Annotated in this window: 11 protein-coding genes and 3 pseudogenes; 9 read left to right on the forward strand and 5 right to left on the reverse strand. The window is 70.2% G+C overall.

Annotation, left to right across the window (positions count from 1 at the left end; all coding sequences use genetic code 11):
* The first annotated feature begins 400 nt into the window (after window positions 1–400).
* The 6 genes and pseudogenes from H4F70_RS20190 to H4F70_RS08210 form a co-directional block, all read left to right on the forward strand.
* Window positions 401–709 carry a tyrosine-type recombinase/integrase gene (locus tag H4F70_RS20190; protein ID WP_220471786.1) on the forward strand — a complete coding sequence of 103 codons (309 nt, stop codon included), beginning with the start codon at window positions 401–403 and terminating at the stop codon, window positions 707–709.
* A gap of 372 nt (window positions 710–1,081) precedes the next feature.
* A complete protein-coding gene (locus tag H4F70_RS20495) occupies window positions 1,082–1,324 on the forward strand; it encodes a site-specific integrase (protein ID WP_235681413.1) in 243 nt (80 codons plus the stop codon).
* Between the two features lie 79 nt (window positions 1,325–1,403).
* Window positions 1,404–1,745 (forward strand): annotated as a pseudogene (locus H4F70_RS20815) (tyrosine-type recombinase/integrase); the annotation flags it as partial.
* 100 nt (window positions 1,746–1,845) lie between these two features.
* Window positions 1,846–2,073 (forward strand): tyrosine-type recombinase/integrase, encoded by a 228-nt coding sequence (locus tag H4F70_RS20820; RefSeq protein WP_268968367.1) that lies wholly within the window; start codon window positions 1,846–1,848, stop codon window positions 2,071–2,073.
* 85 nt (window positions 2,074–2,158) lie between these two features.
* A complete protein-coding gene (locus H4F70_RS08205; RefSeq protein ID WP_372497577.1) occupies window positions 2,159–2,665 on the forward strand; it encodes an IS3 family transposase in 507 nt (168 codons plus the stop codon).
* A gap of 260 nt (window positions 2,666–2,925) precedes the next feature.
* Window positions 2,926–3,234: pseudogene (locus tag H4F70_RS08210) on the forward strand (transposase); the annotation flags it as partial.
* A gap of 143 nt (window positions 3,235–3,377) precedes the next feature.
* On the opposite strand, the pseudogene H4F70_RS08215 reads toward H4F70_RS08210, so the two are convergent.
* Both H4F70_RS08215 and H4F70_RS08220 read right to left on the reverse strand, forming a co-directional pair.
* Window positions 3,378–3,896: pseudogene (locus tag H4F70_RS08215) on the reverse strand (helix-turn-helix domain-containing protein); the annotation flags it as partial.
* A gap of 675 nt (window positions 3,897–4,571) precedes the next feature.
* On the reverse strand, window positions 4,572–5,279 hold the full coding sequence (locus tag H4F70_RS08220; RefSeq protein ID WP_182359786.1) for an SOS response-associated peptidase: 708 nt from the start codon (window positions 5,277–5,279) through the stop codon (window positions 4,572–4,574).
* Window positions 5,280–5,554: 275 nt separating this feature from the next.
* Between H4F70_RS08220 and H4F70_RS08225 the strand changes: the two genes are divergently transcribed.
* Window positions 5,555–6,451 (forward strand): Bax inhibitor-1/YccA family protein, encoded by an 897-nt coding sequence (locus tag H4F70_RS08225; protein WP_182348198.1) that lies wholly within the window; start codon window positions 5,555–5,557, stop codon window positions 6,449–6,451.
* A gap of 403 nt (window positions 6,452–6,854) precedes the next feature.
* On the opposite strand, the gene H4F70_RS08230 is transcribed toward H4F70_RS08225, so the two are convergent.
* Entirely contained in the window at window positions 6,855–8,072 is a 1,218-nt protein-coding gene (locus H4F70_RS08230) for an acetyl-CoA C-acetyltransferase (protein ID WP_182359787.1), read from the reverse strand.
* Window positions 8,073–8,220: 148 nt separating this feature from the next.
* Complete coding sequence (locus tag H4F70_RS08235) at window positions 8,221–9,189, reverse strand: SGNH/GDSL hydrolase family protein (RefSeq protein WP_372497578.1); 969 nt, start codon at window positions 9,187–9,189, stop codon at window positions 8,221–8,223.
* Between the two features lie 209 nt (window positions 9,190–9,398).
* Here H4F70_RS08235 and H4F70_RS08240 point away from each other — a divergent pair, with 209 nt between their 5' ends.
* Window positions 9,399–12,014 carry a helix-turn-helix transcriptional regulator gene (locus H4F70_RS08240; protein WP_182359788.1) on the forward strand — a complete coding sequence of 872 codons (2,616 nt, stop codon included), beginning with the start codon at window positions 9,399–9,401 and terminating at the stop codon, window positions 12,012–12,014.
* 39 nt (window positions 12,015–12,053) lie between these two features.
* On the opposite strand, the gene H4F70_RS08245 is transcribed toward H4F70_RS08240, so the two are convergent.
* On the reverse strand, window positions 12,054–12,512 hold the full coding sequence (locus H4F70_RS08245; protein ID WP_182359789.1) for a hypothetical protein: 459 nt from the start codon (window positions 12,510–12,512) through the stop codon (window positions 12,054–12,056).
* A gap of 181 nt (window positions 12,513–12,693) precedes the next feature.
* Between H4F70_RS08245 and H4F70_RS08250 the strand changes: the two genes are divergently transcribed.
* Window positions 12,694–14,076 carry a cystathionine beta-synthase gene (locus tag H4F70_RS08250; RefSeq protein WP_182348202.1) on the forward strand — a complete coding sequence of 461 codons (1,383 nt, stop codon included), beginning with the start codon at window positions 12,694–12,696 and terminating at the stop codon, window positions 14,074–14,076.
* Window positions 14,077–14,133 lie beyond the last annotated feature (57 nt).

Genomic DNA, 14,133 nt, shown 5'->3' on the forward strand with positions numbered 1-14,133 from the left:
CGGCGATGGACGTCCTGGCCGCGCGGCGGGACCCTGACCGAGGCCAGGGAACTCCTCGGCCACGCCTACACGGTCACCACGATGTCCTACGCGAAGGTCGAGACCTGGTCTCGCTGCGCGAGCTGGCCGTCCCGTTCGGCGCAGGTGCCCCGATGACGACTCTTCGCCAGCACCTGGGCCGGTACCTGGCGCTGCGCCGCGGATCTGGGCTTCCAGCTCGACGACGTCGAACGTCAGGTCGGACTGTTCTGCACCTGGCTCGAAGCTCGTGGCCAGGTGGACACCTTCACCATCGAGGACGCGGTGACCTGGGCCCGGGCCAACCCCGAAGCGCATCCGTCGTGGTGGGCCACCCAGCTGTCGCTGGTGCGCCGCTTCGCGGCCCACCTGCACGCCAACGGTGTCGACGTGCCGGTCATCCCTCTCCGGGCTGCTGCCGGCCCGCAAGCCGCGGGCGGTGCCCTTCATCTACAGCCAGGACGACGTCGACGCCCTCCTTGTCGCCTGCGAGGCCGAGTTCACCGACGAACGGATCGCGGCCACCGTGCGCACCGTCATCGGGCTGCTGGCGTGCACAGGCCTGCGGATCGGCGAGGCGCTGGCCCTGGGCGTCGACGACGTCGACCTCGACAACCACGTCCTGGTCGTCCAGGCCGGCAAGTCTGCCCAGCGGCTCGTGCCCGTGCACCCTCGACCATCACAGCGTTAGAGGACTACCTGGCCCTGCCGGCCCGGGTGGCCACGAATCCCGACCCCCACGGCCCGGTCTTCGTGACCGCCAAGGGCACCGGGTACGTCTACGTTTCCTTTTACGCCCTGTTCAAACGAGCCCGCGAGGCTGCCGGCCTCCTCCCACGCGGCAGGGCCCGCCCCCGCCTGCACGACCTGAGGCACACCTTCGCCACGGCCCACATGACCGCGGCCTACGCCACGGCCACGATCCCGAGCGGGTCCTGTCCCTGCTGGCGACCTGGCTCGGGCACTCCGACGCCGCGCACACCTACTGGTACCTGACCTCGACGGCGGACCTGATGGCCCTGGCCGCCGGCCGACTCGAACCCGCCGACGAGAGCGAAACCTCATGACCGCCCTGGCTACCAGCCTGCAGACCTACTTCACCACCTTCGCCCGCACCCAGCGTGACCTGTCGGCGAACACGATCAGCTCCTACCGCGACACCTGGCGGATGCTGCTAAAGCACCTGAGTACCACGCTAGGAACCCCGGTCGACGCCCTCGACCTGGAGGACCTGACCGCGGCCAACGTCACCGCCTTCCTGGAGCACCTGCAGCGAGCGCGGCAACAACGCAAAGAAGACCCGTAACACCCGTCTGACCGCGATCCGCTCGGTCCTGGCCCGTGCCCTGCCCGACCATCCCGAGCACGCCGCGACCATCACCCAGGTGCTTGCAATCCCACCACGGCGCACCACCAGGCCCGTCATCGAGTTCCTCACCCCCGCCGAGACCCAGGCCCTGCTCAACGCGCCCGACCAGCAGACCTGGACCGGGCATCGCGACCACGCGCTGCTCCTCATGGCTGTGCAGACCGGACTTCGCGTCAGCGAGATCACCTCGCTGACCTACGACGACATCCACCTCGGCTCCGGACCCCACATCGCCTGCACCGGCAAGGGACGACGCCAGCGCATCACTCCGCTGACGAAGACGACAGTGACCACGATGACGAACTACCTCACCGAGCGCAGGTCCCGACTCGGGAACGCGCTGTTCTGCGGACCGCACGGACAACAACTGTCCCGCGACGCCCTCGAGCGCCGCCTGGCCCCGACACGTCAGCACCGCCACGACCACCTGCCCCAGCATCGGCGCCAAGCACGTCACCATGCACACCCTGCGACACACCGCAGCGATGAACCTCCTCGCCGCAGGCGTCGACGTCTCCGTCATCGCGCTCTGGCTCGGCCACGCCGACACCCACAGCACCGCCGCCTACCTGCACGCCGACATGGCCACCAAACAAGCCGCCCTCGACCGGACCCGACCACCAGACGTCACCCCCGGCACCTACCAGCCCGCCCCCGACCTCCTGGCCTGGCTCACCGCCCTATGACTATGCCGACCTTTCAACTCCCAGCGTCCGGCTGGCCTGCCCCCTCACCCGGATGATCGGCATAGTCCCGAGGTCGGCATAGGACATCACCTACGTCCGCACCGCGGCCGGCTGGGTGTACGTCGCGTTCGTCCTGGACGTGTTCTCGCGCATGATCGTCGGCTGGCAGTCCTCGACGCGCATGTTCGCCGACCTCGCGATCGATGCGCTCGCGATGGCACTATGGAACCGGAAACGATACGGGCACAGCGTCGTTGGTCTCGTCCATCACTCGGACCGCGGAGTGCAGTACCGGGCTATCCGCTACACCGAGCACCTCGCCGAAGCCCGTGCGGTGACTTCCGTGGGTTCCCGCGGGGATGCGTACGACAACGCGATGGCCGAAGCGCTGAACTCGCTGTACAAGCACGAACTGATCCACCGATACCGCTGGCAATGCGCCGAGGACGTCGAGTACGCCACCGCCGAATGGGTGTCCTGGTACAACAACGATCGCCTGCACAGCGAGCTCGGCTACGTCCCGCCGGCCGAGTACGAAGCCGCCTACTGGAAACGCGAGAACACGACGCAACCCGCCGCGGCGACAACCTAACTGAACAACCGATCAGCCTCCACCAAACTCGGGACTTGACAGCCCGCCGACTCGGCCAACTGCAGGACCGGGACCAGCCCGGCGGCCGACACGAGATTGCGGTCGTCGAAAACCGGGTGGATCGTGTGAGAAGCTTTCACCTACGAGGTGCCCTCTCCGTGCTGGTGGGTGTGGATGTCGCAATCAACATCTTCCCAGCACAGAAGGGCACCTCGTCCTCATGACACGCCCGAACCGACCATCACCACCGGTGGATCAGGGGTCAGTACACGTCGATCGCGTTCTCCACCGAGCTCCGCGAGGCCGGGATCACCGGGTCGATCGGCTCCGTCGGCGATGCGCTCGACAACGCGTTGATGGAGTCGACGATTGGCTTGTACAAGACCGAGCTGATCGACGTCGAACGATCCCGGCCCTGGACAGGGCGGGCCGAGGTGGAGCGGGAGACCGCGGCCTGGGTCCACTGGTACAACACCGAGCGTCTGCACTCGTCGATCGGTTACGCCTCGCCGATCGAGCATGAGGAGCGCTACCGTCAGAACGTCGCCTCGACACCCGAGGTGGCCTAATCAAGGTCTCCGACCGGACCAGGACGTTTCAGCTCCCACCCTCCCCAGCGTTCCCTGGATCAGGCTGCCGCCAGCTTCACCCCGCCACTACGACGACCGGGCGATCAAGGTCTTTCACCTCCATCCGGAAAAAGCAGCGCCTCGTGGCGCACTTTGTGCTCGTCGACGCCGAGGTGCCGTACGCCGTCGAGATAGCCGCCGTCGTAGACCATGGACCGGGCGGCGTCCACGGCGATCTGGTTGACGGTCTTCCAGGCGATGCCCAGGTTGGCGGCGACCGCGGCGACGCTCATCTTGTCGATCGCGATGCGCTGCAGGATCCACCGCTCGGTCCGGGTCGTGACCACCGACCGCGGCGACGCGATACCGGTGATATCGGCCCGGAAGATCGACCGCGGGCACCCCGACGTCAGGCACTCGAACCGCGGGACTGCCACGTGCAGCTCGACCGGGTGCCCGGCAGCCGGGGTGTCGGTGAGGATCCTCTCGGCATGATCACGCAGTTGACCTGCGATATGACACTCGGGGCACCGCGGATCGGGGTCGATGACGCTGCACCAGATGTGGGTGCGGTCCTTACTGTCGGCGGCCGCTCCTGTGATCGTGACGCCGAGTTCGACGGTTCGGCAGATCGTGTCGGCGACGGTGTCAGTACAGTGCAAGGCGGCTCCTGTGGTGGTCGATGGGGAGCTTCGCAACTCTCCTCTTCACACCGCAGGACCCGCCTACATGTTGTGGTCCCCACTCACCTCACTGGACACCCGTCCACGCACTCTGCATTCCGTAGAGCCGAAAAAGGGGCGAGAGTTCCAGTGCCGATTGTCGGCGGGGCGGGTGAGAGACATGAGGTGCTCCAATTCGGTAGCGGATGACTGACGAGAAATCGCCGACACTCGCCGGCGAACGTCGGTCGCTGACCGAACGGACCTATTCACCTTGGAGACGAACTCAACCCGATCCCGTATTACTGCTGCGCTCTGCGAACCTGTCTAGCTTCTAGCTGCGGTGCGAGCGACCACCGGCTGCGGGCGCTGCCCGGCGCGCGGCGGTATGGCTGCCACCGTAAACCCACCGTCCGACGGGACGCCACCCCGGCACCACCCCGGCCACTGCGGGGAATCCGGCGGTGATTCAGCGGTAGCCGCCGGTACGCCGCTAGTAGTCAATCATAGGCTTTGAACTGCGTCGATTCGTCGAGCGTCAGTTTGAACGCGCTGGTGGCGTTACTCGGAGAACCCCAGACCGTACGTACTTAAAATCCGCGCAGCGTCGGTTCGAGTCCGACTGGGGGCACTGCGTTTCCGCGCGGACGGCCGACCGGCGTCGCGCAGTTCTGATCACACCGGCGAGAGCAGATCCGGGTTGTTGTTGCGCGGGCTGTTCACCGCGGTGGAGACCTCGTACGAGGTGAGCTGCGGGTCGGGGATCGAGTTGATCAGCGCCTGCACGTCGTCCTTTTCGGCCAGCCCGCGGTCCAGCCACGGCGCCCAGAACTGCTCCGGCAGCACCACGGGGCAACGGTCGTGGATGTGGCCGTGCTCGTCGGTGGCGGGACGCGTGAGGATCGTCGCCGTCCACAGCCAGCGGTCCGGGTCGTCGTCGGCCTTGTCCGGGTCGCGCCACATCTCGTAGAGCCCCGCCATGGCCAGCACGCCCTCCGGGTGCAGGTAGTGCGGAACTTTCCCGCCGTCGCGCTTCTCCCACTCGTAGTAGCCGTCGGCGGGCAGGATCGCGCGGCGCGACTTCGCGGCCGACCGGAACGACGGCTTGGCCGTCACCGTCTCCGAGCGCGCATTGATGAGCCTGTTCCCGATCGACCGGTCCTTGGCCCACGAGGGGACGAGCCCCCAGCGGGCGGTGCGGATCTGGCGGACCGGCTCGTCCTCCTCGCCGGCGGGCGGGCGCTCGAGGACCATCCGCACCGGCTGGGTGGGCGCGACGTTGTAGGAGGCGGGCAGCTCCTCGCCCACCACCTCCGCCTCGTCCACGTCGAACATCGAGCGCATCTCCCGGTCCGTGATCGTGGTGGCGAACCTTCCGCACATCGCGGCCTCCTGCGGTGCTCGATCCCGGCGGTCACCTCCATTGAACAGCACATCGCGGTCCACCGCGGGGCGCGCGGACTCGGGTGCGCGCACGTTGCGGCGCGGCCTGGGGACTCCCGGTTGATCCGGGCGTCCGGGTAGGTAGGCTCACACCACACCTGTCCGGCGTCCGGGAACTGTACGCAGGCCGCGCTCGTTGAGCAGGTGAGAGGCCGGAAGACCCCGGCACGGCGCCGTGTGCAACGCGGTGAACCACCACAGGAGGGACAGGCGCGGTGCGTCAAAGCAGCAACCCCGTGTTCAAGGATCTGGACAAGGAGTACGGCCGCTACGCCACATTCGGAGGCAACGCGGCAGGGGGTGCGCCCCAGGCCGGCCGCGGGATGGCCGGCCAGTACCCGCAGGGCCAGTTCCCGCAGGGCGGGCAGTATCCGGGCCAGCCGGCCCCCGAGCAGTACCGCGCCGAGCCCAGCGGCCGCGCGATGACCATCGACGACATCGTCACCAAGACCGCGATGACGCTGGGCGTGCTCACCATCGCGGCGGTCATCTCGTTCGTCCTGGTGCACGGCAACGAGTCGCTGGCCATGCCGCTCACATTCGGCGGCATGATCGTGGGCCTGGGGCTGTCGCTGTTCGCCATCTTCACCCGCCGCACGGACAAGCCGGCGCTGGTGCTGTCCTACGCGGCGGCCGAGGGCGTTTTCCTGGGGGCGATCTCCTACCTGTTCGCCAACTTCGCCATCGGCGACGGGGGCCCGCCCGGGAACACGATCATCATCCAGGCGGTAGTCGGCACGTTCGGCGTGTTCTTCGGCATGCTCGTCGTCTACAAGACCGGCGCCATCCGCGTCACGCCCAAGTTCACCAAGATGGTCGTGGGCGCGCTGTTCGGCGTGCTCGCGCTCATGGTCGTCAACCTCATCGCGGGCTTCTTCATGGACGGCGGCCTGGGCCTGCGCGACGGCGGCCCCATCGCCATCATTTTCAGCCTGGTGTGCATCGGGCTGGCGGCCATGAGCTTCCTCATCGACTTCGACGAGGCCGACAAGCTCATCCGCATGGGCGCGCCGGAGAAGACCGCGTGGTCGGTGTCCTTCGGGCTGACGATCACCCTGGTGTGGCTGTACCTGGAGATCCTGCGTCTGCTCAGCTACTTCAGCAGCGACTAGTCACGGCTCCGGGCCCCGATGGGCCCGCCATACGTGCAGTCCAGGCCCCGCCCACGGTCACCGTGGGCGGGGCTCTGCTGCGTCGAGGCGGGCTGCTTGGGACGATCACAGGGTTCTCCGCACCGGCTTCCGCAGCGCGCGCCCGTTCCCACGCCGCGCGCGCATCATCCGGCCGCTCGCGTAGTGACTCGGCGTGTTGTCGCAACCGGCGCCGGCGGGCCGCGGGACAGGCAACCGGCGCGCGGCAGGGCAGCGACATCACGCGCGCGGATGGCAGAGACCGCGTGCGCGCACCCACTCGCCGAAATGCGAAGCGGGCGCCGCGCGACGGATGATCCCATCGCGCGGCGCCCGCTTGCACCGGTCGACCCGCCCGGCAGCCCAATGCGGACGGGGCGGTCGGTCAGCTGAGGCGCTCGAGCACCATCGCCATGCCCTGGCCGCCGCCGACGCACATCGTCTCGACGCCGAACGTCTTGTCCTGCTCGCGCAGGTTGTTCAGCAGCGTGTTCGTGATGCGGGCGCCGGTCATGCCGAACGGGTGGCCCAGCGCGATGGCCCCGCCGGAGACGTTGAGCTTGTCCTCGTCGATGCCGAGCTCGCGCTGCGACCCGATGACCTGCACCGCGAAGGCCTCGTTGATCTCGAACAGGTCGATGTCGGAGACCGACATGCCGGTGGTCTTGAGCACCTTGCGGGTGGCCTCGATGGGGCCCAGGCCCATGATCTCCGGAGAGAGGCCGGTGGCGGCCGTGCCCACGACGCGGGCGAGCGGGGTGAGCCCGAGCGCCTTGGCCTTGGTGTCGGACATGATCACCAGCGCCGACGCGCCGTCGTTGAGCGGGCAGGCGTTGCCGGCGGTGACGGTGCCGTCGGGGCGGAACACCGGCTTGAGCTGGGAGACCTTCTCGTAGCTGGTGCCCGGGCGGGGGCCATCGTCCGTGGAGACCACGGTGCCGTCGGGCAGGGTCACCGGGGTGATCTCGCGCTCGAAGAAGGCGCGGTTGATGGCCTCCTCGGCGCGGTTCTGGCTGCGCACGCCCCAGCGGTCCTGGTCCTCGCGGGAGATGCCGGTGAGCGAGGCGACGTTCTCGGCGGTCTGGCCCATGGAGACGTAGATGTCGGGCAGGTTGCCCTCGTCGCGCGGATCCGACCAGGCAGTGCCGCCCTCGGCGAGCTTCGCGGTACGGGCCTCGGCGTCGGCGAACAGCGGGTTGTGGGTATTCGGCCAGCCGTCGGCGTTGCCGGTGGCGAAGCTCGAGACCGATTCGACGCCGGCGGAGATGAACACGTCGCCCTCGCCCGCGCGGATGGCGTGCATGGCCATGCGGGTGGTCTGCAGCGACGACGAGCAGTAACGGTTGACGGTGACGCCGGGCACGTGGTCGAAGCCGAGCTGTGTGGCCACCACGCGGGCGATGTTGAAGCCGGACTGGCCGCCGGGCTGGCCGCAGCCCATGTGCAGGTCTTCGATGTCGGCGGGGTCCAGCTCGGGGATCTTGTCCAGGGCGGCACGCACCATCTGGGTGGCGAGGTCGTCCGGGCGCATGTCCTTGAGCGAACCCTTGCCTGCACGGCCGATGGGCGAGCGGGTCGCGGAGACGATGACAGCCTCTGGCATGAGGACTCCTTTGCAGGTGGCGGACCCCGTCAGGGGCCGGTGTGTGATCGACGCCTACGTGCCGTCGAGGTGCAACCGCGTTGCCGGCCGGCGGCGACGCGACTCAGCGCATACATTACGTGTCCGCGAATCGCAGTTGAACCCGAGCTCATATTGCGGGGGTGCGGCGTGCGAGCCGGTCGAGGCCGCGGCGGAGGCGGGCGACGGGCCGACGGGATTCGACGGCGGCGGACACGGTGGGCAATTCGGCGAGCGGCCCGCCGTCCCATACGCCCAGCTCGGAGCACAGTGCCGGAAGGAGCTGTTCGGCGGCGAGCGCGTAGCCGGCGGCGGAGGGGTGGAAGCGGTCGGGCGACAGCAGCGTGTCGGGTGTCGCGAGGAACTCCGGGGCCAGCAGGTCGGCGAGGGGGACCGGACGTCCGCCGGCCGCGCGGGTGGCGGAAGCCTGCAGGTATGCGAGCCGCAGACCCCACCGGCGGGTGACTGTGCGCAATGGCTGGGGGATGGCGGTGATCACGCCCAGGTCGGGGCAGGTGCCGACGACGACGGCGGCGCCGCCGTCGTGCAGGCGCTGCACCGCGTCGCCCAAACGCGCGGCCGCCTTGCGGGGCGACTGCGCCGTCGTGACGTCGTTGGCCCCGACCAGGATCACCGCGGCGTCCGGCGGCGGTCCGGCGATGAACATGGCGTCGACCTGGCTGGCGAGCCCCCGCGAGGTGGCGCCGACGATGGCCTTCGTACTCAGACGCACCCGCCCGCCGGTCTCGTCCGCGAGCCCGCGCGCGAGCATGACGCCTGGAACCTCGTCCGGCACAGTGCAACCCAGTCCGGCGGCCGTCGAATCCCCGAAGACCATCAAGTTCAGGTCGGATGCGCCGAAGCGTTCCGGCGGCAGCAGGCCCCCGTCCGTGGCGGCGGGGGAGTAGACGCCGTCGGCGCGGGGCGGGCGCCCGCGTGGCCGGCCGATGACGGTGCGCGCCTGCTGCGCCTGGCTCTGCAGGTAGTTGTAGCCCGCCCAGGTGGCGGCGCCGACGCCCGCGCCGGAACCGAGCGCCGCGGCCCCCACCTTGACGCCGGTGATGAGCGTGTCGTGGCGCCGGGCGGCGGGCGTTGGGATCCGCACGGCGGCGGCGGCGAAGCCGGATCTGCGCAGCGGTGGCAGGGGGACGTCGATGACGACCACCTCCCTCGGACTGCGCGGCCAGCAGGAATGACGGCTTCAAATCTATCCTCCGCTGCGGGGGCGCGGCACTGCACGCGTGCTCTGTGCACGGTCGCCGCGCGCGGGGTATGGCATCCGCGCGACCCGGGCAGTATTATTTCAAGATGGAAAGCGCCTGGCCGCTGACCGGCCGAGGAGCCGAGATGCGCCGGATCGGGCAGGCCGTTCGGGGCGGCGGTGGGGCTGTCCTCGTGGGCGAGGTCGGCGCGGGAAAGACGCGGCTGGTCACCGCGGCACTGGACCGCGCCGAGCGCGACGGCCTGCGCACCTGCCGGCTGGTCGCTTCGCCGGCGTCCAGGGCGGTGCCGCTCGGGGTGCTCGACCAGATCGCGGGGGACGCCGACGGGGACCCGACGCAGCGCATGCATCGCGTTTTCGACTGGCTCGCGCGCCCCGGCGCGCCGCCCGCAGTCGTCGGGATCGATGACGCCCACCACCTCGACGAGGCGTCGGCCTTCGTCGTCCAGCAGATTGTGGCGCGGCGCGTCGCCCCGGTGCTCATCACCTTGTGCACCGGTTCCCGCACGCCGAACGCGATCACGTCGCTGTGGGCCGACGATCGGCTGTGGCGCGTCGACGTCGACCCGCTCTCGTTCGACCGGACCCGGACACTGTTGGAAAGGGTCCTGCAGGCGCCGCTCGAGGCCGGCAGCGCGCGGAGGCTCTACAGGTTGACCCGCGGCAACGTGCTCTACCTGCGAGGGCTGCTGGAGGACGAGGTGGCCTGCGGCCGGATGGCGCAGTATGCGGGCGTGTGGGTGTGGAGCGGCGCGCCCACCTTCACGCCCAAGTTGTACGACCTGATCGCGGCGAAGATGGGCCGCATCCCGGACGAGGTCGCCGACGTCGTGGACCTCCTCGCCGTGGGCGGGCCGCTTCCCGTCGCGGTCCTGGCGCGCATCGCGACCGCCCGCGCCGTCGAGTCGGCGGAGGAGTCGGGCCTTGTCACGGTGGACGGAAGCGCGCATCCCACTGCGCGTCTCACGCACCCGCTGTTCGGTGAGGTGCGCCGTGCCCACGGAAGCACGCTCCGGATGCGCAGGATGAGCGGTGCCGTGGCGCGCGATCTCGCGGCCAGAGGTCGACGCGACGCGCACACCGTGGTGCGGCGTGCGGAGCTGATGCTGGCGTCGGACGACGAGGCGTCGCCGGGACTGCTCGCCGTGGCGGCCCGCTGCGCCATGCATCTGGGCGATTTCGAGCTGGCGGACAGGATGCTCGCGGAGGTCGAGTCCCGGGACGCGACGGTCGACGTCCTGCTGCCGCGCATTGCTTGCCTGGTGGCGCTCGGTCATGCCGAGGAGGCCGTCGACGTCTGCACGAGGGCGGAGCACTCCGGTGGCACGGAGTCCCGGCAGGCGGTGGTGCGCACTATCCACGCGTCCATCCTGGTGTGGATCCTCGCCCGGCCCGACGAGGCGCAGCGCGTGCTCGACGATGCGCGGGATCTGTGCCGGCGCTCGGGACGGATCGCGGAGCATCATGCGGTCTCCGCGGCGCTGTGCGCCGTGCGCGGCCGCCCGCGGGAGGCCGCGGCGGAGGCGGCGGAGGCGATGGCGGCGCCTCGGCTGGCGAGGATCCACGCGCAGATCGCGGCGGCCGCGCAGGTCAGTGCGCTCGGAAGCCTCGGGAGGGGCGACGAGGCCGTACGCGCGGCGCGGAGCCTGGGCGACTCCCGACCGCGGACCGGTGAAGCGGCGGGACTCCGGTGCAGTCTCGGCGTGAACGTCGCCATCGCGCTGCGGCTCGCCGGCGACCTCGCGGCGGTCCGGGGTGCCGCGGAGGAATACTTTCCGAGTGACGCGGCACAGCCGCAACACGGGTGGCGCTTCGCGGCGAAGACGGCGCTGCACGGGGTGATCCGTCTCGACGACGGTCGCGTGGCGGACGCGGTTCGGCTGCTGCGCGAAGCGGTGGCCCAGACGGCGGCGTCGGGGGAGTGCACGACGATGCACCGCTACTGTTCGATGCTCCTCGCCGAGGCGCAGGGCAGGTCGGGGGCGGCGCGGGAGGGCCGGGCGACGCTGCAGCGCATCGACGCTGCGCGTCCGGCGGGCTTCGTGTGGGCGGACAGCCACGTGTCGGTGGCCCGTGCATGGGTGTATGCGGCAGAAGGCGTGGTGACCGAGGCCGTGGCGGAGGCGCGGGCCGCCGCCGCGCGCGCGGCGGATTGCGGCCGGATCGCGGACCAGGTGTTCTGCCTGCAGGCCGCCGTCCAATTCGGTGACACGACGGCGGTCGGGGAGCTCGCAGCGGTGGCAGGCCGGGTCCATGGGCCCCGCGCAGCAGCTGTGCTCGGACACGCGGCGGCGTTGGCGGCCTCCGACGGTGACGCGCTTCTGTCGGCGTCCGCAACGTATGAGGAGTTCGGCGACGTGCTCGCCGCAGCCGATGCGGCGGCGCAGGCGGCGGCCGTGTTCCGCGCGCAGGGCAGGCGCGGCTCCGCCTTGACGGCGCGGTCGGTGGCCGACCGTGTGACGGCGGGCCGCACCGGCGTGGATTCACCCGCGCTGCGGGCGATGGCGATGCCGTACGGGCTCACGGCGCGGCAGCGGGAGATCGCGGGGCTCGTCGCACAGGGGCTGAGCAATCGCGAGGTGGCCGACCGCCTCCACCTGTCGGTGCGCACCGTAGAGGGACACCTGTATCGGGCTTGCCTCGCCGTGGACGTGGACAGCAGGGACGGTCTTGCGGCGGTGCTGGGCGGCGCCGCCGAGTGATCGGCGACGCCGCCCGGCAGGGGTACCCGGGGGCGCCCGTCACGGGAGTACCAGGCAGACGCTCCCCAGGTTGACGCCATTGCCCACTTCCACAGTCTGCGTGGCGCTCTGGAAGCCGTCGTCGGCGACGAGAACGTGCGTGCCGGCGCTTGCGGGCGTCCACGAGATCGTGACCGGGCCGAGGGAGCCCGGCGCCCACGCGGACCCGATGTAGACGCCGTTGTCGAAGAAGTCGACCTCGTTGCCGTGCTCCGCCTGGGCGGTCACGTCGTACGCGCAGCCGGTCCCGTAGGGCCCGGCGCCGAGGCTGCCGAAGCCCATGCCGGGGGCGACGGACAGCGATTGGACGTGTGCGGACGCATTGGGCGCGGTGAGCACCAGTGCCGTCGCCGTGACGCCGAGGGCGGTGACGCCGGCCTGGAGCCCGCGGCGGACGCGGCGCGTCGGCGGGGCGCCGTGGATGCGGGTGCTGGTGCGGGGCTTGCGGGGCGTGTTCATGATCATCGGCTCCTCGTCGCGCTGGATGCTGGCACAGCCATCGTCGAACCGGCCTGCCGCCCGGGAGCGAGTAGTCGACTACCCGAATCTTCCGGGGGCCGCTCCGACCACTCGTGCATAGCGTCCGGGGCGCGCACGGTCCGGCATCACGGCGTGCAGCACGATCTGGGATCATGGGGGCATGCGCATTGCTGATCACGTGGTCGATCTCATCGGCGACACCCCGCTGGTCCGTCTCAACAAGGTCACCGAGGGGACGCCGGGCATCGTCGCCGCGAAGGTGGAGTACTTCAATCCCGGCGCCAGCTCCAAGGACCGGATCGCGGTGAAGATGATCGACGAGGCGGAAAAGGCGGGGCTGCTGAAGCCCGGCGGCACCATCGTCGAACCCACCTCCGGCAACACCGGTGTGGGGCTGGCGCTCGTGGCGCAGCAGCGCGGCTACCGGTGCGTGTTCGTCTGCCCCGACAAGGTCAGTGAGGACAAGCGCGACGTGCTCAAGGCCTACGGCGCCGAGGTCGTGGTGTGCCCCACGTCGGTGCCGCCGGAGCACCCGGACAGCTACTACAACGTCTCCGACAGGCTGGCCGAGGAGATCCCCGGCGGGTGGAAGCCGGACCAGTACTCCAACATGGCCGGCCCGGCCAGCCACTACGAGACCACCGGCCCGGAGATCTGGCGCGATACCGACGGCAAGGTCACGCACTTCGTCGCCGGCGTGGGCACCGGCGGCACCATCACGGGCACGGGCCGCTACCTCAAGGAGGTCTCCGGCGGTGCGGTGAAGGTCGTCGGCGTGGACCCGGAGGGGTCGGTGTACTCGGGCGGGACGGGGCGCCCCTACCTGGTCGAGGGGGTCGGCGAGGACTTCTGGCCCAAGGCGTACGACCCGGCGATCCCCGATGAGATCATCGCGGTCTCCGACGCCGACTCGTTCGAGATGACCCGCCGCCTGGCCCGCGAGGAGGGCCTGCTGGTCGGGGGCAGCTGCGGCATGGTGATCGTCGCGGCGCTCGAGGTGGCCGAGAGGGAGGGGCCGGACGCCGTCATCGTCGCCCTGCTGCCCGACGGCGGCCGCGGATACCTGTCGAAGATCTTCAACGACAAGTGGATGGCCTCCTACGGTTTCCTGCGCACCCCGCTCGACGGCAAGGAGAAGCAGTCCACGGTGGGCGACGTGCTCCGCGGCAAGTCGGGCGAGCTGCCCGCGCTGGTGCACACGCACCCGTCGGAGACGGTGCGCGATGCCATCGAGATCCTGCGCGAGTACGGGGTCTCGCAGATGCCCGTCGTCGGCGCCGAGCCGCCCGTCATGGCCGGCGAAGTGGCGGGCAGCGTGTCCGAGCGCGAGCTGCTCAGCGCCGTGTTCGAGGGGCGGGCGCAGCTCGCCGATTCGGTGGCCAAGCACATGGAGAGGGCGCTGCCTCTCATCGGCTCGGGCGAGCCGGTGGACGCGGCCACCAAGGCGCTTGGCGAGACCGACGCGCTCATGGTGATCGAGGGCGGCAAGCCGGTGGGCGTCATCACCCGGCACGACGTGCTCGGATTCATCAGCAAGGCATAGGAGGCCGCTCCCAGTGGGCCCGGCTGTGCCCGTCGCCCGGGATCGGCGGCGGCGGGC

This window comes from Tomitella gaofuii (genome assembly GCF_014126825.1).
In the GTDB taxonomy this organism is placed as follows: Bacteria; Actinomycetota; Actinomycetes; order Mycobacteriales; family Mycobacteriaceae; genus Tomitella; species Tomitella gaofuii.

Excerpts from the sequence above, each read along its gene's own strand:
- H4F70_RS20495 (WP_235681413.1), top strand. The coding sequence starts at position 1,082 with ATGACCGCCCTGGCTACCAGCCTGCAGACCTACTTCACCACCTTCGCC.
- H4F70_RS20820 (WP_268968367.1), top strand. The coding sequence starts at position 1,846 with ATGCACACCCTGCGACACACCGCAGCGATGAACCTCCTCGCCGCAGGC.
- H4F70_RS08220 (WP_182359786.1), bottom strand. The coding sequence starts at position 5,279 with ATGTGCGGAAGGTTCGCCACCACGATCACGGACCGGGAGATGCGCTCG.
- H4F70_RS08230 (WP_182359787.1), bottom strand. The coding sequence starts at position 8,072 with ATGCCAGAGGCTGTCATCGTCTCCGCGACCCGCTCGCCCATCGGCCGT.
- H4F70_RS08240 (WP_182359788.1), top strand. The coding sequence starts at position 9,399 with ATGGAAAGCGCCTGGCCGCTGACCGGCCGAGGAGCCGAGATGCGCCGG.
- H4F70_RS08245 (WP_182359789.1), bottom strand. The coding sequence starts at position 12,512 with ATGAACACGCCCCGCAAGCCCCGCACCAGCACCCGCATCCACGGCGCC.
- H4F70_RS08250 (WP_182348202.1), top strand. The coding sequence starts at position 12,694 with ATGCGCATTGCTGATCACGTGGTCGATCTCATCGGCGACACCCCGCTG.